This is a genomic window from Leclercia tamurae, from assembly GCF_025566055.1.
GTDB lineage: Bacteria > Pseudomonadota > Gammaproteobacteria > Enterobacterales > Enterobacteriaceae > Enterobacter > Enterobacter tamurae.
In genome coordinates this window covers 93,321-119,190 of the sequence record NZ_JAMHKS010000063.1, presented here as the reverse complement: position 1 = coordinate 119,190, position 25,870 = coordinate 93,321, and the positions used below count along the sequence as shown (strand labels likewise).

Sequence of the window (25,870 nt, the reverse complement as noted above, 5' to 3'; positions counted from 1 at the left end):
TCTGAGACAACATCTGGCAAGGCTGGGACGGAAGTCACTGTCGTTCTCAAAATCGGTGGAGCTGCATGACAAGGTCATCGGGCATTATCTGAACATAAAACACTATCAGTAAGTTGGAGTCATTACCTACGACATCGGTAGAATACATTTACTGGAATTCGCCGTTAGCATGAACACTGCGGCGTATGCTAGGGGTTTTCAGGAGGCGTGTCATCTGTCAGTTAATCGGGAGCACCGTTGATGGTCGTCATTTTTGTAACATATCTTGTTTCCCGTTTGCTCCTGAAGCTCTGGGAACTGTATGACCAGCCCGACGGTGATGATTAACGGGACTGAAACAGGTTACGGCAGAGCAATATGGGGCTCATGTCCTGCTACGTAACCCGTCAGTAAAGCCCTGCTGCGCACCTGACGCTAAGCACTAACCCGCCTGCAGTTACCTGGTCGAATACAGCCCGCGAAGCTTTCTTGCCTGCGTCTGATGTGCTTCCGCACCGGCATTATTGACCTGCTCATGCACGAGAGCGGCTTTTTCTCCGGCATTCAGTTCGTTAAAAGAAGAAGACGAGGTCTTTGAATTTGCATCACTGCCGGACAGCATTTTTTTATGTTCCTCAATCATTTTCTGATGCGCATAGGACGCGCTGTTGTTCATAAATGAATGAGCAACAATGGCCCTTTCATGTTCATTCATTTCAGAGAATGAGGGCGTGTTGTTTTTATTAACCCTGTCCGGTAAGTTTTCATGCGTCGAGGAATTCACATGACTGACGGCTGAGGCATTATTAACAAATCGATGTGCTTCATGGGCAATATCACTGGACTGAGCAAAAGCTGCCCCACAAAATAAAGCTGTAAACGCAGTGGTCGTGATTAATATATTCATGTGTAATTACCTTCTGAGGTACATAAAAGATGTCCTTATGATCATATATAAAAATAATCAACCTGTGGGGAAGATGACGTAAATGTAATACAGCTATGTACATTACACGATTGTAATGAATTTGTTTCTTAAGGTGTGCTAGATTCATTTCATTGTAAGTGGATGAACCAGTAATTTAATTTAAATCGGTTCTCGAATTCTGTCAGTAACCATACTTTAAATAAGGGAATGCGCATGCTGTTGAAAACGTCTCGACGAACTTTCCTGAAGGGGTTAACCCTCTCTGGCGTAGCCGGAAGTCTTGGCGTATGGAGTTTCAATGCGCGTTCCAGTCTGAGCCTGCCAGTTGCCGCATCCCTGCAGGGTACTCAGTTTGACCTGACCATTGGTGAAACGGCCGTCAATATCACGGGCAGTGAGCGTCAGGCCAAAACAATCAATGGAGGCCTGCCGGGGCCCGTTCTTCGCTGGAAAGAAGGTGACACCATTACCCTGAAGGTCAAAAACCGTCTTAATGAACAGACGTCCATTCACTGGCACGGCATTATTCTTCCGGCCAATATGGATGGTGTTCCGGGGCTGAGTTTTATGGGCATAGAGCCTGATGATACCTACGTTTACACCTTTAAGGTTAAGCAGAACGGGACTTACTGGTACCACAGCCATTCCGGTCTGCAGGAACAGGAGGGGGTATACGGTGCCATTATCATCGATGCCAGGGAGCCAGAACCGTTTGCTTACGATCGTGAGCATGTGGTCATGTTGTCTGACTGGACCGATGAAAATCCTCACAGCCTGCTGAAAAAATTAAAAAAACAGTCGGATTACTACAATTTCAATAAACCAACCGTTGGCTCTTTTTTCCGCGACGTGAATACCAGGGGGCTGTCAGCCACCATTGCCGATCGGAAAATGTGGGCTGAAATGAAAATGAATCCGACTGACCTCGCGGATGTCAGTGGCTACACCTACACCTATCTCATGAACGGGCAGGCCCCGCTGAAAAACTGGACCGGACTGTTCCGTCCCGGTGAAAAGATACGCTTACGGTTTATCAACGGCTCGGCAATGACCTATTTCGATATCCGTATCCCCGGGCTGAAAATGACGGTCGTGGCTGCAGATGGCCAGTATGTAAACCCGGTTACCGTTGACGAATTCAGGATTGCCGTTGCCGAAACCTATGATGTCATTGTGGAGCCTCAGGGTGAGGCCTATACCATCTTCGCACAATCCATGGACAGGACCGGTTACGCTCGAGGGACACTGGCCACGAGAGAGGGGTTAAGTGCTGCCGTTCCCCCCCTCGATCCCCGTCCTCTGTTGACCATGGAAGATATGGGTATGGGGGGAATGGGACATGATATGGCAGGAATGGACCACAGCCAGATGGGAGGCATGGATAACAGCGGAGAGATGATGTCTATGGACGGTGCTGACCTTCCGGATAGCGGGACATCCTCCGCGCCCATGGATCACAGCAGCATGGCCGGTATGGATCATTCCCGGATGGCCGGAATGCCGGGTATGCAAAGTCATCCTGCGTCAGAAACGGATAACCCACTGGTTGATATGCAGGCGATGAGCGTCTCTCCGAAATTAAATGATCCGGGTATTGGTCTTCGAAATAACGGAAGAAAGGTTCTCACGTACGCGGATTTGAAAAGCCGCTTTGAGGATCCTGACGGACGTGAACCTGGCCGTACCATAGAACTGCATTTAACCGGCCACATGGAAAAGTTTGCCTGGTCATTTAACGGAATCAAGTTTTCAGATGCCGCACCGGTGCTGCTGAAATACGGTGAGCGGCTCAGGATCACGCTGATCAACGATACCATGATGACTCACCCCATTCACCTGCATGGTATGTGGAGCGATCTGGAAGATGAAAACGGTAATTTCATGGTTCGTAAACACACAATAGATGTTCCCCCTGGTACAAAACGCAGTTACAGAGTGACAGCAGATGCGCTTGGCCGCTGGGCGTATCACTGCCATTTGCTCTATCACATGGAAATGGGAATGTTTCGTGAAGTCCGGGTGGAGGAATGATGCGAATGAAGAGAAATTTGAAGGCCATACCTGTTCTGGTCGCCGGTTTGTTTACCTCACAGCTTTCTATTGCGGCGGGCTCCGTCTCTGCAGATCCCCACGCCGGGCACGACATGTCTGCCATGCAGATGCCAGCAGATGAGAATTTCACTGAGATGACGTCAATGGAGCCCATTGTAACTGAGAGCAGAACGCCAATTCCGCCTGTTACCGATGCCGACCGGAAGGCTGCATTCGGCAATTTACAGGGGCATGCGATTCACGACAGTGCGATTAATTATCTGGTTCTGCTGGATCAACTGGAATGGCAACGGTCGGATAACACCAACAATTTCAGCTGGAGTGTTAACAGCTGGATTGGAGGCGACACAGATCGGATTTGGCTAAAGAGTGAAGGTGAACGAAGCAATGGGGAAACGGAGGCGGCTGAAGCGCAGTTACTCTGGGGACATGCGGTTGGCCCATGGTGGGATTTGGTTGCGGGTGTCAGGCAGGATTTCAGACCTGCTTCTGCCCGGACCTGGGCTGCTGTCGGTTTTCAGGGGCTGGCACTCTATAATTTTGAGTCTGAAATTACGGGTTTTGTCAGTAATGGCGGAAAAGCAGCCCTTCGTCTGGGAGGAGAATACGACGTTTTACTGACTAACCGGCTCATACTCCAGCCATCCTATGAGGTGAATTTCTACAGTCAGGATGATGAATCGCGGGGTCGCGGCAGGGGACTGACTGACACAGAGCTGGGGCTCCGGCTGCGCTATGAAATACGCCGTGAGTTTGCACCCTATATAGGCGTTTCCTGGAATCAACTTTACGGGAAAACATCCGATATGGCGAAAAGAGAAGGTGAGAAAGACCATCAGGTAGTATTCCTGGCGGGAGCCAGAATCTGGTTTTAACGCACTGATATAAAACACTCAACTAAACAGGTAAATAAAATGTCGATTTTAAATAAAGCCATTCTTACAGGTGGCCTCGTTATGGGCGTTGCTTTCTCTGCTATGGCCCATCCGGAATTAAAAAGCTCTGTGCCACAGGCTGATTCAGCCGTAGCGGCCCCGGAAAAGATTCAGCTTAATTTCTCGGAAAATCTGACCGTGAAATTCTCAGGTGCAAAATTAACGATGACGGGTATGAAAGGCATGTCATCACATTCTCCGATGCCGGTCGCGGCAAAAGTGGCGCCAGGCGCTGACCCTAAATCGATGGTCATTATTCCGCGAGAGCCTTTACCCGCTGGCACTTATCGTGTTGACTGGCGCGCGGTTTCTTCAGATACGCACCCTATTACCGGTAATTACACCTTTACAGTGAAGTAATATTATGAACGACCTGATTATGATTGTTATTCGTTTTCTTCTTTATCTGGATTTGATGGTAATATTTGGATTGCCATTTTTTCAGATATATGGAATAAGTGGTGTCAGACATGAAACCTATAACCTGACTAATTTCAGGTCGTTTATAACCTTTGCTGTTGTTACAGGCATCATTCTTACTGGCATTAATATGCTCCTGGTATCTAATGCCATGAGTGGAGTAACTGACCTCAGAGAATTATCCATCCATGTTATCGAGATGGTGATAGAAGAAACTGATGTGGGTATTAGCTGGATTGTCAGGCTCTGTGCCCTGTTTACCACACTCGGTGCTTTGTTCCTTTACACTAATAAGAGAGTATTGTCCTGCCTGCTGATGACGATGAGTGGGGGCGTGGCGCTGGCTACACTTGCCTGGGGAGGACACGCCGTTATGCATGACGGTCTGCATTACTATCTCCATTTACTGAGCGATCTGACCCATCTCGGCGCTGCAGGTGCCTGGACAGGTGCTCTGGTTGCATTTGCTATCCTGCTGATGCGCAGAAACGAGCATAATGCACAGAGCGTCATTGTGATATCTGACTCCCTGGCAAAATTTGCCACGGCAGGAACGGTGATTGTTGTAGCCCTGATCCTGAGTGCGCTGGTCAACTATCTGTATATTGCTGAGGGTAACTTAACTCCCTTATTCAACAGTTCCTGGGGGAGGATATTGCTTGCCAAGACGGCTCTGTTTGTTCTGATGCTTCTTCTGGCTGCAGCAAACCGGTTTCACCTGGGTCCCCGGCTTGAAGTTATGGTCAGGGAAGGGAATTATGATCGCAGCGTTGCCCTGATGCGAAACAGCATCCTGACAGAATTCGTTGTTGCGATTATCATTCTGGGCGCCGTAGCGTGGCTCGGAATGCTTGCTCCGTCTCAGGTCAGCTAGGGGACAGCCAAAGCTCATGCGTGAGATTTTTACTTTCATATCAGCGAGTTGACCATGCAGCGTATTTTAATCGTTGAAGACGAACAAAAAACAGGTCGTTACCTGCAGCAGGGACTGGTTGAGGAAGGCTATCAGGCCGATCTCTTTAATAATGGCCGCGATGGTCTCGGGGCCGCGTCGAAGGGACAGTATGATTTGATAATACTGGACGTGATGCTGCCTTTCCTCGACGGGTGGCAAATCATCAGCGCACTGAGGGAGTCCGGGCACGAAGAACCGGTCCTGTTTTTAACCGCAAAGGACAACGTGCGGGACAAAGTGAAAGGACTGGAGCTTGGCGCAGATGACTACCTGATTAAGCCCTTTGATTTTACGGAGCTGGTTGCACGTGTAAGAACCCTACTGCGCCGGGCACGCTCGCAGGCCGCAACAGTCTGCACCATCGCCGATATGACCGTTGATATGGTGCACCGGACCGTGATCCGTTCGGGGAAGAAGATCCATCTCACCGGTAAAGAATACGTTCTGCTTGAGTTGCTGCTGCAACGCACCGGAGAAGTGTTACCCAGGAGTCTTATCTCGTCCCTGGTCTGGAACATGAATTTTGACAGTGATACGAATGTGATTGATGTCGCCGTGAGACGTCTGAGAAGTAAAATTGATGATGACTTTGAGCCAAAACTGATCCATACCGTTCGCGGTGCCGGATATGTCCTGGAGATCAGAGAAGAGTGAGGTTCAAAATTTCCCTGACCACACGCCTGAGCCTGATTTTTTCTGCGGTGATGCTTACGGTATGGTGGTTATCAAGTTTTATCCTGATTAGCACCCTTAATGGCTATTTCGATAATCAGGACCGCGATTTTCTGACAGGTAAACTTCAGCTCACCGAAGAGTTTCTTAAAACAGAGACGTTCCGGAACAAAACGGATATTAAGTCATTATCAGAAAAAATAAACGATGCGATGGTAGGGCACAATGGTTTATTCATTTCTATAAAAAACATGGAAAATGAAAAAATTGTTGAACTCTATGCCAAAAATTCTGTTGTTCCAGCGGTCCTGCTTAATAAGTCGGGTGATATTCTCGACTATATGATCCAGACGGAAGAAAATAACACCGTGTACCGCAGTATCTCGCGGCGGGTTGCCGTGACGCCGGAACAGGGTAAAAGCAAACATGTCATCATTACGGTTGCCACGGATACTGGGTATCACACCCTGTTTATGGACAAACTCAGTACCTGGCTGTTCTGGTTCAATATCGGTCTGGTCTTTATTTCTATTTTTCTGGGCTGGCTGACCACACGTATTGGTCTGAAACCGTTACGGGAAATGACCAGTCTGGCTTCCTCCATGACTGTACACAGCCTGGATCAGCGTCTAAATCCCGATCTGGCTCCGCCGGAAATCTCTGAGACCATGCAGGAGTTCAATAATATGTTTGATCGCCTGGAGGGGGCATTCCGGAAACTGTCAGATTTCTCGTCTGACATCGCGCATGAGCTGCGCACACCAGTCAGTAATCTGATGATGCAGACGCAGTTTGCACTGGCTAAGGAAAGGGATGTTTCGCATTACCGCGAAATTTTATTCGCTAACCTGGAAGAACTGAAAAGGTTGTCACGAATGACCAGTGACATGCTTTTTCTGGCACGTTCAGAGCATGGTCTGCTGCGGCTGGATAAACATGATGTGGATCTGGCAGCCGAACTGAATGAATTACGTGAGTTGTTCGAGCCCCTGGCAGACGAAACAGGAAAGACAATCACGGTTGAAGGAGAGGGCGTTGTTGCCGGAGACAGCGATATGCTCCGACGTGCTTTCAGTAACCTGCTTTCCAATGCAATCAAGTATTCTCCCGATAACACCTGTACAGCGATACACCTTGAGCGTGACAGTGACTGTGTGAACGTGATGATTACGAATACGATGTCCGGCCAGGTTCCCGCTAATCTGGAACGTTTGTTTGACCGGTTCTATCGCGCAGACTCATCAAGGTTCTACAACACGGAAGGCGCGGGGCTGGGATTATCAATTACAAGGTCGATCATTCATGCTCACGGCGGCGAGCTGTCAGCAGAACAGCAGGGGCGGGAAATTGTGTTCAGTGTGCGTCTGTTAAGAAGTTAATACCGTTATTCAGAAGAAATATTGAAGGTGACAAAAATGTCATCATTCAGTCACGCGATAAACAGAGGCGGTTTTTTATAATCATTCATAAATCAGGACAGCGTGATAATTCAATCGCCCGGTTCCTGGCGTGATGATCAACCAGCCCTGAGATCAAATGCTTTCTCTGTTATAAGCATTGATTGTTCGGGTATGAAAACACCGGAGACCCAACCATGAAAAAGATCCTTGTATCCTTTATTGCCATGATGGCTGTCGCTTCATCTGCCTGGGCTGCAGAGACAATGAACATGCATGACCAGGTAAATAATGCCCAGGCGCCTGCCCATCAGATGCAATCATCCGCTGAAAAAAGTGCAGTTCAGGGGGAGAGCATGAAAATGATGGATATGAGCGGTCACGATCAGGCCGCAATGTCCCATGAAATGATGCAAAACGGCAATTCTGCTGCCCATCAGGACATGGCTGAAATGCATAAAAAAATGATGAAATCCAAGCCAGCAGCTTCTAACGAAACAGCAAAATCATTTTCCGAAATGAACGAGCATGAGAAAGCCGCTGTTGTGCATGAGAAGGCGAATAATGGTCAATCTTCCGTTATTCATCAGCAGCAGGCGGAAAAGCATCGCAGCCAGATCACCCAGAATTAACCCGCAGCTCCACTTGTCAGACCCTCATTTGACGCCGAAGTCACTGGCTTACGCTCCCGTCCGGGAGCGTTTTTTTTAAACCAAATGAAAGATTATGTCTGTGTATGATTAATCGTAGTCTGCGGCCTGTTATGAACTAAATGAACGACGGACTAAATTTAACATAAGATAGATTACACGAACTAAGCTATTGATTTTATTTACAAAAAAAGAAGTCAGCATGACAGTGGTTGTTTATCTCCAGGGATCATGCCTGGCAGAGTCCTGAGACTGGCTGAGAATACGGATGATCGTGACCACAGAATGTGATGACACAAAATAAAGCATGTGCTGTTCCACCGGTAACGAGAAGATATCCTCTCCAAGCTCTGCACGCTGTGTTCCGATCTCGTGCATTGCCAGCACGTCAAATACTGCCGCTATCCGGCCGATATACTCATCCGCCTGGACAACCCCGAATTGTCTGAAACTGTAATCCCAGATAGCCTCCAGATCTTCTTCCGCTTTTGGTGTCAGCTCAATTTCTTTCATTTGCCGCCCTGGCTTTAACATTCATCAGGAAAGCATCCTTGTCCCATGGCTTCGCGTCGCCGCTGCTAATCCCTTCGGCCAGTAGATCGCGTAATTCCTGCAGACGGGATTGAGCCTGCTTCTCACGTAATAAACGTAGTGCATCGCGCATGACCTCACTCTGGGTGCGGTAATCCCCTGCCTTGACCAGGGAATCGATAAACTCACGTAGCTCATCGCCAACATCAACCGTCATCGTACGGGCCATATCGCCTCCAACTTGTAATGTAAGATTTGTTCTTACATTAGTATATCAACTTCCCCTCCTCCTTCAATCTCCGGCATTTGCATAAAAGACCTCTCGCTTAAAATCGGAGGATCCGACTTTTGGGGTTTTCGGATCTATGGAGAAGATGAGAGGGACTTATGCAGGACAGGCACTAATTGAGGAGGATTGTTGCGGAATCTGGATTATTGTCTTTCAGGAAGGAAAAGGCGCTGATTTTTGCCCTGAGTGGACAAGTCATACTGACGGCGAATTAGCGACGAAGCAGCAGGCATCATTTTCACTCTGAACGTCCTTCCAGCCCTTGTCAGCGTGTCCGGTCATTAAAATCCGCTTTGTGCCAGGAGCGGAACTTGCTTACATCATGCTATGTTAGTTTTCTGGGAGCAGGTCAAAGATGTTCACCGCGCCTATGCTTCAGCAACACCTTCCAGAACTTTTCAAGGAATAGAGAAATGGCTCGTAAGTATGTTTATGGTGATAAACCAATCCGCACAACAACCGCTGAGATAGTTGAAAACGAGTTTGCTGGAAAGGCTACGGCTGCTCAGGTCGATGCAATTTTAAAGGATAGATTTCCACATTATAAAGACAATACTTATTTGAATCTGATAGTTAACGCAGTTAACTGCAATCGTGGTCACTGGAGTTTTAACAGGACTGCCAGACGAACAGATGATGCCACCCATCGCCACCATGAATATGATCGACTTTTCAAGCGCGGAAACGTTTTCGAGGTCTATGATTCCGCACTTCATGGTGTGTTTGAAATTTATGAAGCTTCAGACGGCAAATGGCTAACACGTCCGGTTAAAAGTGAGTTTGAAAAGGCCATAGAAACAGCGTCTCAACTTACCTCAGAGCAACGTAGAGAGAAGCTGGCTACAGCCAACACCACGCCAGAAAGGGTCATTATAAAGAACTATACCTTCAAGCGTAATCCCCTCGTTGTAGCAGAGGTATTAGCCTTAGCTGGAGGTAAGTGTCAAAGCTGCCTACGTGACGCACCATTCAAGCGGGAAGATGGTAGACCGTATCTTGAAGTGCATCATGTGGAGTGGCTTGCTAACGGTGGAGAGGACTCTGTTGAAAATGCTATTGCACTCTGTCCGAACTGTCACCGCGAAGCACACTACGGCACGCTTGTGTTGAAGCCGATTAACATTAAGTAGTCTTCTTATAACCCTCAACGTCTGCTCCTCGCTCTAAGCAGCCCTTCAGCGCCTCGTCAGTTATGTACCAATAGCGGACGTTGGAAACAAAAAAACTATCCGACTGGGTAACATGAAACAGTGACAAGCGATGACGATTAACTAAACTGCTGCCGCCACTGCCTGACATGGTCGATCAGGGCGCGGAGTTTTGGCGCAATATTGTGACGTTGAGGGAAGTACAGATAGAAGCCTGGAAATTGTGGAAGAAAATCATCAAGCACTGATATAAGTTGACCTGTTTCAATATATGGCCTGAATGTCTCCTGCGTGGCAATTGTTATCCCCCCACCGGCAAGAGCCAGCCTCAACATCAGACGCAGATCATTAGTAGTAATCTGTGGTTCAATCGCCAGGTCGAAAGCTCTCCCGTTCTCCTCAAATGGCCAGCGATAAGGCGCAACATCCGGGGATGAACGCCAGCCGATACACTGATGATGTAAAAGATCAAGCGGATGAACCGGTGCGCTAATGGCTGCGAGATAGGATGGGGATGCAACCACCATTTCACGTTGCTGGCCGGTCAGGGGAACGGCAATCATGTCTTTTTCGATTACTTCCCCAAGTCTTACTCCGGCGTCATAACCTGCATCCACAATATCAAATTCCTCGTCTGTCACAACAATATCAATCATCACGGCTGGATTGGCTGCAGCAAACGAAGCAATTAGCGGACCGGAAAGAAATTCTTCTGCTATGGAGGTTACCGCGATCCTGAGAAGTCCACGCGGCACGCTGTCAGAAGCAATATCTTCGAATGCAGCTTCAATACTGGATAAAGGTAATGACAGTGATTGACGCAGTCGTTCCCCCGCTTCCGTCAAATTCACAGAGCGCGTCGTCCGCATCACAAGCATTGTGCCGAAAGCATCCTCAAGCCGCCTTATACCCTGGCTGACCGCCGAGCGGGTAACTCCCAGCCGGGCTGCGGCTGTGGTGAAATTTCTCTCTTCAGCAACGGCGATAAAAACAGGTAAAAGGTTGAGATCAATTTTCATTGTTTAATTCTGCTAACTACTGAGTCCAGTAGAAGCAGGATACTGGAACCAAACCTAAAGTTCTATCATCTGTGTGAACTCAACTGAAGGAGCACATCATGGATAAAGTTATATTAATTACTGGCGCATCAAGCGGTATCGGAGAAGGTATTGCCAGAGAGCTTGGAAATGCAGGCGCGAAGGTGTTATTGGGTGCTCGCAGACTGGAGCGTATCGAAGCCATTGCAGCAGAAATCAGCAACCACGGCGGTATCGCTGAGGCGCGGGAACTGGATGTCACAAACCGAGTTTCCATGGCTGAGTTCGTACAAACTGCGCTTGATTACTGGGGCCGTGTTGACGTTCTGATTAACAATGCGGGCATCATGCCACTTTCACCGCTTGCAGCCGGCAAGCAGGATGAATGGGAACGTACAATTGACGTTAATATCAAGGGCGTGCTGTGGGGAATTGGCGCTGTACTTCCGGTGATGGAAGCTCAGGGTTATGGTCAGATAATCAATCTTGGCTCTATCGGCGCCCTTTCTGTTGTGCCAACAGCCGCCGTCTATTGTGCCTCCAAGTTCGCAGTAAGGGCTATTTCCGACGGGTTACGGCAGGAAAATTCGAAAATCCGCGTGACCTGCGTAAACCCCGGCGTTGTGGAAAGTGAGCTTGCCTCAACCATTACACATGCGGAAACCATGGCGGTGATGGATGCCTACCGAACTGTTGCACTGAAACCCGCTGATATTGCCCGGGCCGTACGACATGTAATTGAGGCCCCTGAAAGTGTTGACACAACCGAAATAACCATCAGGCCGACAGCCTCAGCAAACTGAAGCGTATGACAACGGAATAAAGTAAATATATGCAATTATTATTTATTCAATGCATCTGGAAGGAAGCCTGCTGAATGAAATGATCATTCACAAGGCAATAATGAATTCATTACATCATTCTCAATTAACAGTTATATTGTATTAATCACAGAAACCAAACTGGCGCAGGGAGAAATGAAAAGTTACATTACTCCCTCTTTTGAATTAATCTCTCAACGTTTATCAACAGGTATACCATCATGAATAAAATATATTATTTAACTGCGGCAACAATTTTGTCTTTATTATCTTTCAGCACTATGGCCCAAACCGTCACTGCAGTCGATTCAACCATCGAGGGCGCTGAGGAAAAAATTTCCACACTGGCAGCTAAAGAGGGGAAATCATATGAAATCCTTGGAGCTTCTTTTAAAAACAGAGTTTATATGACAGCAGAGTTAACTCCTGTTAATAAAAAATAAAGCTTTCACACACGCTGGAAGCTTTCCGTGACTGGTGTTGTTCAAAATGTGTCGAAAAACCACTTCCATACAATCATTTATCTCTAAAACGCATATGCAAAAAACAGGTAAAGCATGACAGAACAGCATATTTACACAGGCCTCTGGATAACCGAAGATGGATTCATTCGCCATGAGCTTTTACCTGAGGGACGTTATGATGAAGCCCGGGGCACTCAATCCAGTGCTTATCAGGGCGACTACGACATTCGTGGAAACAGGATCTACTATCAGGACGATACCGGTTTTACAGCTGATGGGGTTTTTGTCAGTACTGACGAACTTCATCATGCTGGAATGGTATTATTCCGTCATAAATAAAGTTATGACTTCAGGACAATCATAGGAAAATAGCTCTCAACATAGCATTTGGATGCATGCCTACTTATGCCATGGGCCATTATGGCAATGGACTGCCGATTAATTAGCGATTGTATATACGGCATGCAATAATGCACTTGCATAACAGTGATATCTTTCTTATGTTTATGCTCACAAATTGTACCCTCTTCAAAAAAACATGTACCATTCACACACCATTTAAAGCATTAATTTAATGTTACCGTCAGATTCGGAGAGAGGTTATTGTTCGTATTAACGCAGATGGCGTTGTAGCTAATAATCAGATATCAATCGCATCTCGCTTATATCCGGCCTTCCATGCGATGAAGATGTCCATCCGGGACCAATAACAGACGTTACTGACATCATTTTTTATCGCAAGGCACGTTATCTAAAATTACCTTGCTGACAATTCTGCTTTTCATGAGGTAAATCCGGTAAAGACTGCAACCCGTTGTTAGTGCGAATGATATTGATAAGCTCACGCAGAGCGGGATGGACGTATCGACGAGAGCTGTAATACATGTGAAAAGGATCGCCATATGCAGAATGCATGGGCATGACATTGATAAGAGTCCCCTCTGTCAGCTCTGCCTGAACACGCGATTCCAGCACATAAGCCAGACCAATCCCGGCTTTGGCCGCTGCAATTGTTGTCGCCGTGTCTTTCAGAGTGATAGAACCCGGTACACGCATACTGAAATTTCCTTCAGGCGCATCAAACTCCCAGCGGAAACTGGCATTATTTCCAAGTAACAGCTGTATACAGTTATGCGCGGATAATTCAGTTGGCCTGTTCGGTGTTCCATAACGATTTACATAATCAGGTGAACCCACCACTATCCAGCGCTGAGAGCCGGTCAGGGCCACGGCGACCATGTCCTCGGGCATCAGATGCCCATACCGCATACCTGCATCAAATCCTTCGGCGGTGATATCGACAGGCCGGTCTTCTACGACAACAGTCAGCCGGACGTCAGGCCACCTTGTCGCAAACTCTTTCAGGGATGGCGAGATCAATTGTGCAGCAGCGTCGGCAAAGACGTTAATACGCAATACACCAAAGCGTCCACGGCCAGGCGCGTTGACAGTATCCAGCGCAGAAGAAATCGTATCAAACCCGCTCGAAAGCTTTTCGGCTATCTCCTGGCCCAGCGCCGTTGACGATACCGATCGGCTGGTCCTGTTTAGCAGTCTGGCTCCCAGCCGGGTTTCAAGTCGCCTGATGGCATGGCTTACGGCTGAAGATGACAGACCCAGTTCAATGGCGGCGAGTTTAAAACTTCGGCACCGTAAAACAGTCACGAATGCCTGAAGATCAGCGAAATCAATACGCTCCATTTATAAGATGAACCTCATTAATCGATTCAATGAATCTGGCACATCTTTTAGCATAAGAATTCAGTGCCCGTAAACGCTAAGCTTTGTGATTACAGTCATATACGCAGGTGATTAAAGCCGAAGCGTACATTACAGTTCAGCCAGTGAGGGATACTCGTGAAAAAAAGAATTCTTGGTAAAACCGGTAAAAGCATATCTGAAATTGGCTTCGGAGCCTGGGCTATTGGAGGGACCTGGGGGGAAGTCAGCCTGGAGGATGCCAGAAGTGCTTTGCACGCGGCCCTGGACGCGGGTATGACCTTTATCGATACCGCTGACGTTTACGGTGACGGACGTTCTGAAAAAATCATTGCCGAGGTATTAAAAGATCGGGGCGGCGAACGTCCTTTTGTTGCGACTAAAATTGGCCGCCGTCTTTCCCCCCATGTAGCCTCGGGTTACACAGAAAAAAATCTCAACGAGTTTGTCGATCGTTCCCGCGATAATTTGCAGACAGAAACGCTGGACCTGGTTCAGCTGCACTGTCCGCCAACCGAAATTTATTACACGCCTGAAGTTTTCGCCGTTATGGATGAAATGATGAAGGCAGGAAAAATTCGCAGCTATGGGGTTTCTGTTGAAAAAGTGGAAGAGGGGCTTAAGGCACTTGAGTACCCGAACGTTTCATCTATTCAGCTGATTTACAACATTTTCAGGCAGCGTCCTGCTGAGTTGTTGCTGCGTGAGGCCAGGCGTCGGGAGGTGGGGATCATTGCTCGCGTCCCGCTCGCTTCAGGCCTGCTGACCGGCAAAATGAAAACGGACACAGTATTCTCAGCCGATGACCATCGATCTTTTAATCGTAATGGCGAGCAGTTTGATAAGGGCGAAACCTTTGCCGGTGTGCCTTTCGACGTTGCACTCGATGCCGTGGAGGAAATACGACGCCTAGTACCTGGTGATATCACAATGGCCGCATTCGCCCTGCGCTGGATTCTCATGAATGAGGACGTTTCTGTCGTGATCCCTGGTGCCAAAAACAAGGCTCAGTCAGAGGCTAATGCGCAGGCAGGTAATATCAATGCTCTTTCAGATGAAGTGATGACCGCCCTGCAAAAGATTTACCAGCAAACAATATCCCCATGGGTTCATCAGCGCTGGTAGTTACCTTTTTTAAATTTACACTGAAAACAGAAAGTTCAGCTGAGTGGTGTCTGCGGATGCAATACGTCACGGCCTGTTTCGCGCTGAGCAAAAAATTGATCTGTCCCGGCTGAAACCTCTGTAGATACAGGTCGCCACCGGACTTTGTGATAAATTCAGCCCACAGGGCGGGACGCGATAGCCTGTCGGATCTTTTGACAGGCATTTATGAATAAGAAAAAGGTAACGGACCGGCGTGAACTCATGAAGGACAGGGCGGTGCTCCGGGAAATTATCATAGCCATAAGGGCGATGATGAAACCCGGCAGTTCGCTGCCTGCAAAGGCGATGATCCACGTGCTGACTTACCCTTTTCTTTTTCTGCGGTTGCGCTAACCTGTGCGGCTCGCTTTTATATAGATGCTGTCACGCACGATGCAAAAATTCACGCTTCTTTTACTCAGCCTGGTGCTTCTGGGTCCGCTGGGCATTGATCTCTACCTGCCTACCCTGCCAGACATTGCGCTGGGGCTGAACACGCCTGTGACCACGATCCAGACAACCATTCCCCTGTTTTTGCTGGTAATGGGTTTAGGTCAGATTGTTGCGGGTCCGTTGGTTGATAATTTTGGCCGTAAACCTGTAGCCATAGCCGGGATCCTGCTTTATCTGCTGGGCAGTATTCTGGCTGCCACTGCAACCGGCTGGCCGCAGTTCCTTAGCGCGCGTATTGTTCAGGGTTGCGCGGTTTGCTGTACCGCCGTGGTGGCGTTCAGCGGCGTCAGGGATCGCCTTGAGGGCGAGGAAGCGGCACGAGCCTACGGATTTCTTAACGGTGCCCTGAATATTGTTCCGGCGCTGGCACCGATGCTGGGTGGTTTCCTGGCCGGTGCGTTTGGCTGGCGTGCCCCCTTCTGGTTTCTGGCCAGTTATGTGCTGGTCATTGGCCTGATGATCCTGCGTTTCCTGCCTGAAACACGTCCGGCCGGAACGCTGGCAGTCAAAGCACTTCCGCTTGTCCAGTACGCCAGAATCCTGCGTGAACCCCGCTTCCTTGCTTTTACGTTTGCTAATGCGGGTGCAATGGGCATGGTGCTGACCTACGTGTCGCTGGCTCCGCAGGTGCTGATGACCGAAGGCAAACTCTCTGCCCTGCAGTTTTCCATAGCCTTTGGCGCTAATGGCTTCTGGATTATGCTGGGCAGCGTGCTGGTAAATAAAATCATCCGCAAACTGGGCCGGTCCATCTGTCTGGCTTTTGGTAGTCTGGCAATGGTCTGTGGTGCTGTGACGATGCTGGCAGGCATGGCCATCTTCCCGGCAGAGATGCAAACCAGCTGGGCGTTATATATGTTCCCGGTGGCTATTTCGGTAGCCGGTCTGGCCTTTACGGTTGGCCCGGCAACCAGCTTTGCGCTGGAACCTTATAAACAGCAGGCTGGCGTGGCTTCGGCCCTGGCGGGATTTATTCAGATGGCGGGCGGCTCCTCTGCCGGTTTACTGGCGATGGCTCTGCCGGTAAACGAGAAGCTTGCGCTGAGTGCGATGATGATTATTGGTGCCGTACTGGCAGCGCTGGCGTGGAAATGCAGCAGGAATGTGCGCGGTACGCTTACCGCGCTTAAAACCAAATAACCCCGACCGGTACCCGCGGAGCAAGCGCACACGTCAGCTCATTACCAACGGTACCGGCAGCGTACGCCTCCTCATCAATCAGGACCTTTTTACCCCACAATTCCGCCTTGTTGCCGATACCTGCCTGTTGGTAAGGGATCAAATCCACAGTAATCATATCCACTGAAACTGCCCCAGCCCCCTGCGTTCTGACCCCATCAGTCCAGACCGGAGGGACCTGTGGGCGCGTGGCGGGTATTCCTGCCAGAACAACCGATTCTCCGCTTTTTCTTCAACGCGGACATAATCCTCAAGGCAAACCCGCTTTGTGCCAGAAGCAGACTCAGAAATACTCAGGTATGTCCTGAACACCCTGAACATCTAACCCTGTCAAAGGAGGTTTTTCGTTCATTACGGGAGGTTAACCTGTATTTAATTGGCATACAGGGGCATCTTAAAAGGGTGTGAAAGTGGGATTAACGGACAGGCGGGGCTGTCATTTTGTGCCAGCAACGTGCATGTATTATCATTATGCCAGGCTCCGGTACCGGCCGATAGTTCAGCCTCGGTTAACCTGGCACCACCTTTATTTTCTACCGTGGACAGGAAGTCAAAACTTCAGTTGAAGCGTATCGGCAAACTGGCGGTAATACAGCTCGATGAGTTTCTGTCCATTGTCCGGGGAGAACAGATACAGGCGCATGAGACCCTCAAAAACAAGGGACAGGCGCTCTGTCACTGCATGCGGATCGAGTCCGGCAGATATCTGGCCGCTGCTCTGGGCCGCGCGTATCCTGCTATGGACGCTGTCAATCAGGCCAGCTTCTGAATCACGAAGGAGTTCGGCAACATGTGTGTTACGCGCACCTTCACTGGCGATTTCAGCACGTAAAACCGCCACCGCGTGTCCCTCGGGTGTGAGGAAAATCTCTGCCAGCAGTTCTTCAATCGCCTTGCGACTGAAATCAGTACTCCAGAAACGGCTTATCAGATTGTGATGCCGCTGCAGGTCGAGTTCGATAAGCGCCGTGATGAGGACGTCCTTGCTCGGAAAGTACTGGTAAATGTTCGCAACGCTGACCCCTGCAGCCGCACCAATCTCGGAAATGGATGAGGCGTGAAACCCGCGTTGTATAAAGCAGGTTCGGGCCCCGTTGAGGATCTGGGTCATGCGTTCTTCACGCGCATGCTCATTCACGGGACGCCCGCGCAGGGGCTTGTCTGCATCAGTTTTCATTTTCACATTTTATTCCATTCAGGTAACACAAGGACGACACCGGAGTGGTGTCGTCCTCAGTTTGCAGGTCAGGTCAGCCGCGCAGTGGACGAACTGGCGATACGAGGCGATAAACGTCAGAGTGACGCCGGCGTAGCCTCAACGCTCGCATAGACCTTGATTTCCTGAAACTGCTCAATCGCACGTGGCCCGCAGAGGACGCCGATACCACTTTGCTTGAAGCCGCTCTGTTCGAAGTGCTCGGACATAACGCCCCAGCAGTTTAGCCAGATATGACCGGCTTGAACAGACTTGCCAACTCTCCGGCCACGCGCCGTGTCGTCTGAGAACACCGACGCGGCGAGACCGAATTCGGTAGCGTTTGCGCGCATGATTGCATCAGCTTCGTCATCAAAAATCTCGAAAGTCTGGACCGGACCGAAGACTTCAGACTGGATGACATCAGTGCTCAGGTCCTGTACTTCGATCAGGGTGGGGCGGTAGAACGCGCCTGAGGCCAGAGGGCCTTCATTCACGGGGCCGCCGCGCACCAGAATGTTTGCATACGATCCTGCTGCCGCGACCACGGCATCAACGCGCTGAACACTGGCCTTGTCGATCAGCGGACCAAGCTGCGCCTGCGGGTCTTCGCTTTCGCCGAGCCGGACATTCTGATAAGCCTCGATCAGTGCAGCGCGCAACCGGTCGGCGATGCCACGCTGGGCCAGTACCCGTGAACCGGTACAGCAGAACTGACCATTCATCGCGACCAGTGCCATGACGATCTGCGGTACAACCACATCCAGGTTTGCATCATCAAATACGATCAGCGGCGCTTTGCCGCCCAGTTCCAGATTCAGACGTTTGAGCGTTCTGGCGCCGTTGGCGGCAATGAGGCGGCCTACCTTAGTGCTGCCGGTATAGCTGATCATGTTCACCAGAGGGGAGTCGACCAGCATGGAAGCGCCAGTACTCCCGGTTTCGGTGATCACATTCAGTACACCCGGTGGCAACGATTTGACTGCAGCGATTGCCCGGGAAAACAGGGCATTGGTAAGCGCGGTCTGGTGCGGCAGTTTCAGCACCACAGTACATCCGGCAGCCAGGGCGGGAGCGACAGCGCGCACTGACAGTATGATTGGTGAATTCCATGGCGAAATAACACCCACAACGCCAAGAGGTTCGGGATCGGAATGGAAATGCATTCCCGGAGCGGCTTCAAGGGCGCGCCCGCCGGTCTGCAGCAGTGCCGTGGCGGCACCATAACGCAGCCACTCCACCGTTAATGCCAGCTCCCACTGAGTCTGCGCCAGCAGCTTGCCCCCTTCGCGCGCCAGCTGGATTGCTATCTCGTCCACCCGTTTTGCGACCTCGTCGGCCAGTTCAAACAGGGCACGTGAGCGCAGGGAGCGTTCTCTGGACCAGCTTGTCGTGTCAAAGGCAGTACGGGCGGCTTCGATCGCCTGACGTGCTTCGTCAGTGCCGATGTCCAGGTAGTTTCCCAGGGGCTGACCTGTTGAAGGGCTTATCGCCTGTCTGATCGTGCCTCCGTTGTTCCAGTTACCGTTGATCCAGTTTCCTGCAGCTTCAGTCATATTCGGGTGTTCCATGATATTTCCTTTCCGGGTATCCCGCGGATTGAACGATGCAGACACGGTGCGGGTAATCCCTTGTCTGCCTGGTTGACGCCGAAGCTAAAGGCTGCCCGTTTGCGTCGCGACAAATATAAAAGTAAGTGATCATTTATATAAATGCAACGTTATTTTACAGCGCTCAGATATTATGGGATTAACACTGCTGGCGTGGACGGGACTCGTCCTGGCGAGGATAGATGGTGATGGAACGAATACGCATCGCCGTGGGGTGGCAGCTCAAATCTTTTGCCGCCCGGTACAGATGGGCTGTAACTGCCCCAAATGTGAATCTTTGAGTAAGCGAAATTTTTACCAGGTTCAAACGAGGAGATCATGCTCAAAAAGAGCATGCATTCTGCGCGTAACGGGCTTAAATCCGGCCGGGGATCCCGGATTTCCGCCCCATTCATGACGGGGAGTCAGGATGCATCCTTCACCCCGCCGCTCATAACATTTTTGACACTGCTCCGGCCATCGCTGTTGCTCTGCGTCAGAGCAATTTCCTCCGGGAAAAATGGACGGCTGCCGCAATCTTCTGGTGTACCGCTGAATTGCCGGACTGTGCTTCCCGTCCGTGCCACACCGGCACTAAGCCTTACAAGTCTTTCAGCAGACTAGCCGACAGTTGCCGAAGCAGATTTAACTCTTCATCGTTCATCTGCATGGTACATCTCATCTTACCAGGCAGATCCAGCAGAGCCTCTTTCATCTCATTCGCCTTTTCAGTAAGAACGACATTTTTCATCCTTTCATCTCCGGCGACAGCCATCCTTTTCAGAAACCCCTTCGCCTCAAGTTTTTGTACAAGCGGCGTCAGCGTTCCCGAGTCAAATAATGTCTTCTGGCCAAGCGCCCGTAACGGGATATTGTCCTGCTCGTAAAGGGCCATAAGCACGACAAACTGTGGGTAGGTCAGGTCAAACTCTTTCAGCAAGGGCCGATACTGGCGGATTAGCGCGTTTGTTACCGAATACAAAGAAAAGCATAGCTTTTCCTCTAAGATGCTGTTTTTTTGCATTTAATTTTCTCCATGCAAACACACCAGAATTGTTTAAATAATATCTGCAATAAAGAATATTGCATGCAAGCTAAATTCGCAAAAGTTAAATGCCGGTAACAAGGCGATGCGCATAATTTTACTAAGGCCCGGTCATAAAAGCCGGGTCAGATGTCCTGAATTTTGCCTTATTTGCATTCTCCCTGTGGCATTTTCCGGGCAACCGGTTTGTTTTCTGCTCAGCAGCGAGGGCCGGGCATGTCTTTGAATACCGTGATTATCTCATGCTTACTGACCCCTTCTCATGAACGCCAGCGACGTCATTCACATAACACCCGAAAAAGGCACATAAAAAAACCATTGTATTTATATAAGTGATCGTTTACTTTTATATTCAACGTAAACGAGAGACCACTCGCTCAGACGTCAGCCAGGCAGACAAGGGATTACCTGCCCCGGGTCTGTGTCGGTTAATACGCCACATGTCTTGAGGAGAGATAGCAAGGAACGTCCGGATTTCAACGAAACTGCGCAAAACCGTATTGACTGAGTCAGCCCTAAGACCGGCCAGCCGCAGGGCAGTTAGCAAAACACTGGCTGTGAAGAGAGGCAGCTGGCGGCAGAGCGGATCAGCAGGTAAATCAGGATAACAAAATGCAGCATCTTCTAATTAACTGTTTTTAAAGACTTAATTAACTGAAGACCAGGATGTTCAGAAAAAGTTATTTAAATAATGTTTGACCGAAAGAATATTGCGTGCAAGTATTATCTACACAAGGAAGGTGCCAACAACAACCGGCACTCAACCGAATCATACAATCAACACACATCTAACGAGGCTTAATCATGAAAACCGTATCAGCTGTCCTGACTTCTGCTCTTTTCGCATCCGCCACCGCTGTGGCTTCCGAAAAACCAGTTAACCTTCCTGCTCCCACAGCCGGCGTGCAGGCATTTCTCAACGTACTGAACGCCGGTGACGGCAAGCCTATGGAACAGATGACCCCGCAGGAGGCCCGTCAGGTGCTGATCGGGGCACAGAAGGGCGTTACGCTGCCATCTGCGCAGGTTGCAGAAAAAATCATCACGGTAAACGGGCAATCCATTAAACTGAAAATCGTGAAACCGGACAACGCGACCGGCACCCTTCCTGTATTCATGTTCTTCCATGGTGGCGGCTGGGTGCTGGGAGATTTCCCGACCCATGAACGTCTGATCCGGGACCTGGTTCGTTCATCCGGCGCTGCGGCGGTATATGTGGACTACACGCCGTCACCGGAGGCCCACTTCCCTGTCGCGATTAACCAGGCGTATGAAGCAACCAAATGGGTAGCTGAACACGGTCAGGAAATTGGCGTCGATGGCAGCCGTCTGGGCCTGGTCGGTAACAGCGTCGGGGGGAATATGGTGGCCTCCGTGGCGCTGCAGGCTAAACAGTTTAACGGACCGAAGATCCGTTATAACGTGATGCTGTGGCCGGTAACGGATGCGAATTTTGACAGCACATCCTATAACCAGTATGAAAACGGCTATTTCCTGACGAAAAACATGATGAAATGGTTCTGGGATAACTACACCACTAACGCGTCAGACCGTAATAATATTCTTGCCTCGCCACTGCGGGCCACCACGGAACAGCTGAAAGGTTTCCCGCAAACCTTAATCCAGACAGCGGAACTGGATGTTCTGCGTGACGAAGGTGAAGCGTTCGGTCGCAAGCTCGATGCCGCCGGCGTACCTGTGACCGTGACACGCTACAACGGCATGATCCATGACTACGGGCTGCTGAACCCGTTAAGTCAGGAGCCCACCGTCAGAACCGCGCTGGAGCAGGCGGGCGCAGCGCTGCAGAACCACCTGAAATAATATCCGCATAAGGTATAAACAGCGCGGCCAGAGGCCGTGCTGTTTTGTATGAACCTGGCGCCTGTCTTCGCTAATTCCGGCTGAAAAACCGCTACCGGGCAAACCCGGTTACGCAGCCATGTTATCTTTGCTGTTAGTCCCCGCATCCATCTTGATGTCTGAATTCTGCTTTTCGCTCATAGTCGACCTGTAACACCGTGAATATGTCCGCCTGGTGCCAGAAGCAGACGCTATTGGCGTCGTATCATGTTATTAACCGTGAGCAGTTCATGAGGTATACGGTTCGCGCCATGTGGGAGTCTGACAACGAAGATTCCTCAGGGTCAATCGAAAGGGGGCACACGCGTTTTCAACACCACTGCACGCTTCATCAACCGAAAAATATAGCCGCAGCTGAGCGACGCCAGCGTTAGTGGTGTGTCGCAGACCTTTTTCCCACAGCTTCGGGAGACCAGTACGGCGCAGGCGGCTGACTATGAGCTTATCCCGCGTGGTATTCACTAAGACGCGCTGAATGAAGACCTGTCACTTGCAGCTTGATGAGTCCGGAAGCCTTCCAGGCCTGAAAGATCAGTTGGCTTCGCCCTGCAGCCGGTGCCGATAATGTTTCAGGACACGTGTGTCACGATCTGGTTTTAAATGAAGCCACGCAGCCCAGCAAATTTTAGCGACTCTCATTATCATGTCGTTCAGCCGCTCGCGCGTATTCGCGGTTCGCGTTTCCCCATTCGCAAAGCGGTTGTAATGCCCGCGCAAGCGTTCTTCCGAAATCGGTGATCTCGTATTCAACTCTAGGCGGTACTTCCCTGTAATCATGCCGTAATACAATGCCATCCGCTGTTAAATCCTTGAGCTGTTGTATCAGGACTTTTTCACTGATGCCCCCGGACAGACGTTTAAGCTCGCCAAACCGGCGTGGGCTGAACTGCAGATGAAACAACAGGACAGGTTTCCATTTCCCTCCGATATAACGAAGGGCTACATCAAGGCCGCAGACGGGTTCCATTCACTTTCTCCTTATACATACCTTTTGGTAGGTACTATTATAACTGAATGCATACCGTTACTATGCGTTTTCGCTCCTCAATCTGGATATAAAATTATGGGTAAGCTGGAAGGAAAAGTTGTCGTTATCACCGGTGCCAACAGCGGAATTGGTCTGGCATCGGCTAAACGTTTTGCGGCTGAAGGCGCGCAGGTTTTTATGACGGCCCGGCGTGCGCGTGAGCTGGAAGAGGCGGTAACTGAGGTGGGGCATGGCGCAACCGGCATCGCTTGTGATATTTCAAGGATGAATGAACTCGATGCCCTGTTTGAAGAAGTTCAGCGTAAGGCTGGTCACATTGACGTACTGTTTGCCAACGCCGGCGGGGGGGATTTCGCCTCTCTTTCAGCCGTGACCGAAGAACATTACACTCGCATCTTCGATACCAATGTTAAAGGTACCCTTTTTACCGTACAAAAAGCGCTGCCTTTACTGAAAGAGCGGGCATCCATCATCCTGACGGGGTCAACGAGTGCGACCACCGGCGTGCCTGAGTTCAGCGTCTACAGCGCCAGTAAGGCGGCCGTGCGAAATTTTGCCCGGGCGTGGATCCTTGAACTGGCTCCCCGTAAGATTCGGGTTAACGTACTGGTACCGGGCGCCACGTCAACTCCGGGCTGGCATGGTCTTTCGCCTGACGATAATTTCAACCGTGAAATGATACGCGCCGTAGAAGCCACCACTCCACTGGGACGCCTTGCTGAACCTTCGGAAGTGGCAGCCGCGGCACTGTTCCTGGCTTCAGATGACAGCAGCTTCGTTAACGGAAGTGAACTGTTTGTTGACGGTGGCTCAGCACAGATCTGAATATCATTTATATCAGAGCAAAATTTCATAAAGTCCGGTCAAACCGGACTTTATTGTCGGTAAATTAAGAAAATAATCCACCAGGAATAAGATAAGTACCGCCTGACATCCGGTTGCATGAACGCCGTAAAACCCGTATCTGAATCATGGCGACCCTATTTGCTCTGATTCAACGTCCGCAGATAACAGCAGCATGATAACCATTTCAAAAAAGCAGGCACACAACTATTGTGGCATCTGACAACGGTGTCGAACATCTTTTAGTGCCGGATTATCGTACAGAATGCATGAAATGTTATATCCCACGATGCGAAAATATATTGTGCGCATTATTGCAGCGAAATTATCTTAATCTTAAACTTTCAGAGCCTGATACCGCACAAAAAGCTTAAAGATAAGGTGCATTTAAATTGCCATTTATCCCCTGACTGTTATGGTGTTCAGGCAATCAACATACGAAGCACATAAGCATAAGAAAAGTTTTGACTCAAAGTTGCCCCACATCGGGGCTTTTTTTCAGCATTATTATCGCTACCGAAACTGGCAGTTAATCCGGAACGGCTTATTTACTGCTCAGGAAGTCATCCTGCTGTGTCTGGCGCTGTTCAGGTTTTCAGAAACGTGCCCGGTAATAATGCCCCAAAACCAGCAAAACTATGTATATATATTTTTTTAGTAACGATATTACTCATATGGAAAAAAAGAGAATCTGCAATCACCTCTCTATTCGTTATCAGTACTCCCCATCCTCTCCTTTTTATCTGGTTTACATTTATGAATGGAGGAGCGGGAAGTATATTTCTTCCGTTGCGTCTAACAGCAAAGAATCGTTATTCAAACAACTTAAGGAATATGCTCAACTGAATGAGCAGGAACAAGCCCATCTCCGCAGATTTATCCTCTGAATATTGTCTGTTTCACCACTTTCACAGACTCATGAACCTGTATGCAGTTCGCCTGCCACGATTGTTACGAGCCTGCCAGCCGGGCAGTTATCTTGTGACAATTTCAGACCCGGTTCTGTGAGTGGAATGATCGCGCGGAAAATTTTTTGAGCCACACTTATAACAGACATATTTTTCTTTTTTGGATTGTCCAACAGAGGAGGAATGTATGCAGTCAGTAAGTGAGAAGGGTGTCGTGTCTTCCCGGGATTTAGATTTTCTTGCCCGTAGCTTTGCCCGGATGCATTTGCACGGCCGACATCTGTGCACGGATGCAATAACCGGCAACATGGATGAAGACTGCCGACTGTGGTTCCTTGACCGTTATGACTTTTACGTTGAACAGCTAAAAGATAAGGAGTTGCAGGAGTAACCCCAGGCCGGGTGGTGTCAGCTGCCCGGCATTCCCTTTAAAGGAATGCGTTGTACCAGGCCTGCCAGCGTTATGCGTAGAGCCGCAGCTGGCGCAGGCCATTCGGCAGTTTCTTTATCAGCCTGCAGGGCTGTCGCTACTGGTGCCCGCGTTACCTGCCCTGTACGGTTCCAGCATCAAATCCGCTGATGAAGCTGGCTGTGTTGGTTGCCCGCTGGCGCAGCTGCACAGAACGCTCATAAGACTCGCTTAGGCAGTGTCGTCCCATATAGC

Annotated in this window: 27 protein-coding genes and 1 pseudogene; 18 read left to right on the top strand and 10 right to left on the bottom strand. The window is 49.6% G+C overall.

The features are described from left to right. Window positions 1-112: IS1 family transposase (locus M8318_RS03555; protein ID WP_001691633.1), on the top strand; the 112-nt coding region annotated here is incomplete at its 5' end. A 324-nt stretch (window positions 113-436) separates the two neighbouring features. On the opposite strand, the gene M8318_RS03550 is transcribed toward M8318_RS03555, so the two are convergent. After that, window positions 437-886, bottom strand: a complete 450-nt coding sequence (locus tag M8318_RS03550; RefSeq protein ID WP_001023257.1) for a copper resistance protein — start codon at window positions 884-886, stop codon at window positions 437-439. A 234-nt stretch (window positions 887-1,120) separates the two neighbouring features. Between M8318_RS03550 and pcoA the strand changes: the two genes are divergently transcribed. The 7 genes from pcoA (at window position 1,121) to pcoE (ending at window position 7,970) form a co-directional block, all read left to right on the top strand. Further along, window positions 1,121-2,938 (top strand): multicopper oxidase PcoA, encoded by a 1,818-nt coding sequence (gene pcoA, locus M8318_RS03545; RefSeq protein ID WP_000925242.1) that lies wholly within the window; start codon window positions 1,121-1,123, stop codon window positions 2,936-2,938. 5 nt (window positions 2,939-2,943) lie between these two features. After that, complete coding sequence (gene pcoB / locus M8318_RS03540; RefSeq protein WP_001378118.1) at window positions 2,944-3,834, top strand: copper resistance outer membrane transporter PcoB; 891 nt, start codon at window positions 2,944-2,946, stop codon at window positions 3,832-3,834. A gap of 39 nt (window positions 3,835-3,873) precedes the next feature. Next, window positions 3,874-4,254, top strand: a complete 381-nt coding sequence (pcoC, locus tag M8318_RS03535; protein ID WP_000025662.1) for a copper resistance system metallochaperone PcoC — start codon at window positions 3,874-3,876, stop codon at window positions 4,252-4,254. Between the two features lie 55 nt (window positions 4,255-4,309). Further along, window positions 4,310-5,188, top strand: coding sequence for a copper resistance inner membrane protein PcoD (pcoD, locus tag M8318_RS03530; protein WP_229692861.1), 879 nt, complete (start codon window positions 4,310-4,312; stop codon window positions 5,186-5,188). A 54-nt stretch (window positions 5,189-5,242) separates the two neighbouring features. Then, window positions 5,243-5,923, top strand: coding sequence for a copper response regulator transcription factor PcoR (pcoR, locus tag M8318_RS03525; RefSeq protein ID WP_103181204.1), 681 nt, complete (start codon window positions 5,243-5,245; stop codon window positions 5,921-5,923). Continuing rightward, window positions 5,920-7,320, top strand: a complete 1,401-nt coding sequence (pcoS, locus tag M8318_RS03520) for a copper resistance membrane spanning protein PcoS (RefSeq protein WP_103825201.1) — start codon at window positions 5,920-5,922, stop codon at window positions 7,318-7,320. The genes pcoR and pcoS overlap by 4 nt, the downstream gene beginning before the upstream one ends. A 215-nt stretch (window positions 7,321-7,535) precedes the next feature. Then, window positions 7,536-7,970 carry a copper resistance system metallochaperone PcoE gene (gene pcoE / locus M8318_RS03515; protein WP_004388336.1) on the top strand — a complete coding sequence of 145 codons (435 nt, stop codon included), beginning with the start codon at window positions 7,536-7,538 and terminating at the stop codon, window positions 7,968-7,970. A gap of 234 nt (window positions 7,971-8,204) precedes the next feature. Here the strand turns inward: pcoE and M8318_RS03510 are convergent, their stop codons facing one another. Together M8318_RS03510 and M8318_RS03505 are read right to left on the bottom strand one after the other, a co-directional pair. Continuing rightward, the gene (locus M8318_RS03510; RefSeq protein ID WP_139565665.1) at window positions 8,205-8,501 is read right to left on the bottom strand and encodes a type II toxin-antitoxin system RelE/ParE family toxin; all 297 of its coding nucleotides are present in this window, start codon (window positions 8,499-8,501) and stop codon (window positions 8,205-8,207) included. After that, on the bottom strand, window positions 8,488-8,748 hold the full coding sequence (locus M8318_RS03505) for a type II toxin-antitoxin system ParD family antitoxin (RefSeq protein ID WP_139565666.1): 261 nt from the start codon (window positions 8,746-8,748) through the stop codon (window positions 8,488-8,490). Before M8318_RS03505 ends, M8318_RS03510 begins: the two co-directional genes overlap by 14 nt. A 473-nt stretch (window positions 8,749-9,221) precedes the next feature. Here M8318_RS03505 and M8318_RS03500 point away from each other — a divergent pair, with 473 nt between their 5' ends. Beyond that, window positions 9,222-9,938: an HNH endonuclease gene (locus tag M8318_RS03500; protein WP_262660956.1), complete on the top strand. Its 717-nt coding sequence runs from the start codon at window positions 9,222-9,224 to the stop codon at window positions 9,936-9,938. Between the two features lie 137 nt (window positions 9,939-10,075). Here M8318_RS03500 and M8318_RS03495 read toward each other — a convergent pair whose 3' ends face one another. Then, the gene (locus M8318_RS03495; protein WP_204231780.1) at window positions 10,076-10,975 is read right to left on the bottom strand and encodes a LysR family transcriptional regulator; all 900 of its coding nucleotides are present in this window, start codon (window positions 10,973-10,975) and stop codon (window positions 10,076-10,078) included. A gap of 98 nt (window positions 10,976-11,073) precedes the next feature. Between M8318_RS03495 and M8318_RS03490 the strand changes: the two genes are divergently transcribed. The 3 genes from M8318_RS03490 to M8318_RS03480 all read left to right on the top strand — a co-directional run bounded on the left by M8318_RS03490 (window position 11,074) and on the right by M8318_RS03480 (window position 12,617). After that, window positions 11,074-11,796, top strand: coding sequence for an SDR family oxidoreductase (locus tag M8318_RS03490; protein ID WP_204231781.1), 723 nt, complete (start codon window positions 11,074-11,076; stop codon window positions 11,794-11,796). 239 nt (window positions 11,797-12,035) lie between these two features. Beyond that, the gene (locus M8318_RS03485) at window positions 12,036-12,257 is read left to right on the top strand and encodes a hypothetical protein (RefSeq protein WP_204231782.1); all 222 of its coding nucleotides are present in this window, start codon (window positions 12,036-12,038) and stop codon (window positions 12,255-12,257) included. A gap of 114 nt (window positions 12,258-12,371) precedes the next feature. After that, complete coding sequence (locus M8318_RS03480; RefSeq protein ID WP_204231783.1) at window positions 12,372-12,617, top strand: Atu4866 domain-containing protein; 246 nt, start codon at window positions 12,372-12,374, stop codon at window positions 12,615-12,617. A gap of 408 nt (window positions 12,618-13,025) precedes the next feature. Here M8318_RS03480 and M8318_RS03475 read toward each other — a convergent pair whose 3' ends face one another. Further along, window positions 13,026-13,979, bottom strand: a complete 954-nt coding sequence (locus tag M8318_RS03475) for a LysR family transcriptional regulator (RefSeq protein WP_262660955.1) — start codon at window positions 13,977-13,979, stop codon at window positions 13,026-13,028. A gap of 156 nt (window positions 13,980-14,135) precedes the next feature. Here M8318_RS03475 and M8318_RS03470 point away from each other — a divergent pair, with 156 nt between their 5' ends. From M8318_RS03470 to M8318_RS03460, 3 genes are all read left to right on the top strand, one after another. Continuing rightward, window positions 14,136-15,122, top strand: coding sequence for an aldo/keto reductase (locus M8318_RS03470; RefSeq protein ID WP_262660954.1), 987 nt, complete (start codon window positions 14,136-14,138; stop codon window positions 15,120-15,122). Window positions 15,123-15,329: 207 nt separating this feature from the next. After that, window positions 15,330-15,497, top strand: a complete 168-nt coding sequence (locus tag M8318_RS03465) for a hypothetical protein (protein ID WP_204231875.1) — start codon at window positions 15,330-15,332, stop codon at window positions 15,495-15,497. Between the two features lie 39 nt (window positions 15,498-15,536). After that, window positions 15,537-16,736, top strand: coding sequence for a multidrug effflux MFS transporter (locus M8318_RS03460; protein WP_262660953.1), 1,200 nt, complete (start codon window positions 15,537-15,539; stop codon window positions 16,734-16,736). On the opposite strand, the pseudogene M8318_RS03455 reads toward M8318_RS03460, so the two are convergent. The 4 genes and pseudogenes from M8318_RS03455 to M8318_RS03440 all read right to left on the bottom strand — a co-directional run. Then, a pseudogene (locus tag M8318_RS03455) lies at window positions 16,723-16,969 on the bottom strand (alanine racemase C-terminal domain-containing protein); the annotation flags it as partial. The gene M8318_RS03460 and the pseudogene M8318_RS03455 overlap by 14 nt on opposite strands. 356 nt (window positions 16,970-17,325) lie before the next feature. Continuing rightward, window positions 17,326-17,952 carry a TetR/AcrR family transcriptional regulator gene (locus M8318_RS03450; protein ID WP_223263938.1) on the bottom strand — a complete coding sequence of 209 codons (627 nt, stop codon included), beginning with the start codon at window positions 17,950-17,952 and terminating at the stop codon, window positions 17,326-17,328. 116 nt (window positions 17,953-18,068) lie between these two features. After that, window positions 18,069-19,541: an aldehyde dehydrogenase family protein gene (locus tag M8318_RS03445; RefSeq protein ID WP_262660952.1), complete on the bottom strand. Its 1,473-nt coding sequence runs from the start codon at window positions 19,539-19,541 to the stop codon at window positions 18,069-18,071. Window positions 19,542-20,160: 619 nt separating this feature from the next. Then, window positions 20,161-20,583: a MarR family winged helix-turn-helix transcriptional regulator gene (locus tag M8318_RS03440; protein ID WP_032616499.1), complete on the bottom strand. Its 423-nt coding sequence runs from the start codon at window positions 20,581-20,583 to the stop codon at window positions 20,161-20,163. Between the two features lie 825 nt (window positions 20,584-21,408). Between M8318_RS03440 and M8318_RS03435 the strand changes: the two genes are divergently transcribed. After that, window positions 21,409-22,428, top strand: a complete 1,020-nt coding sequence (locus M8318_RS03435; RefSeq protein WP_032616498.1) for an alpha/beta hydrolase — start codon at window positions 21,409-21,411, stop codon at window positions 22,426-22,428. Window positions 22,429-23,092: 664 nt separating this feature from the next. On the opposite strand, the gene M8318_RS03430 is transcribed toward M8318_RS03435, so the two are convergent. Next, window positions 23,093-23,434, bottom strand: a complete 342-nt coding sequence (locus tag M8318_RS03430; protein WP_204231757.1) for a winged helix-turn-helix transcriptional regulator — start codon at window positions 23,432-23,434, stop codon at window positions 23,093-23,095. 96 nt (window positions 23,435-23,530) lie between these two features. On the opposite strand from M8318_RS03430, the gene M8318_RS03425 reads away from it, so the two are divergent. Together M8318_RS03425 and M8318_RS03420 are read left to right on the top strand one after the other, a co-directional pair. Further along, the gene (locus tag M8318_RS03425; protein ID WP_204231758.1) at window positions 23,531-24,280 is read left to right on the top strand and encodes an SDR family NAD(P)-dependent oxidoreductase; all 750 of its coding nucleotides are present in this window, start codon (window positions 23,531-23,533) and stop codon (window positions 24,278-24,280) included. 1,113 nt (window positions 24,281-25,393) lie between these two features. Then, window positions 25,394-25,597, top strand: coding sequence for a hypothetical protein (locus M8318_RS03420; RefSeq protein ID WP_032611702.1), 204 nt, complete (start codon window positions 25,394-25,396; stop codon window positions 25,595-25,597). Window positions 25,598-25,870: the final 273 nt, after the last annotated feature.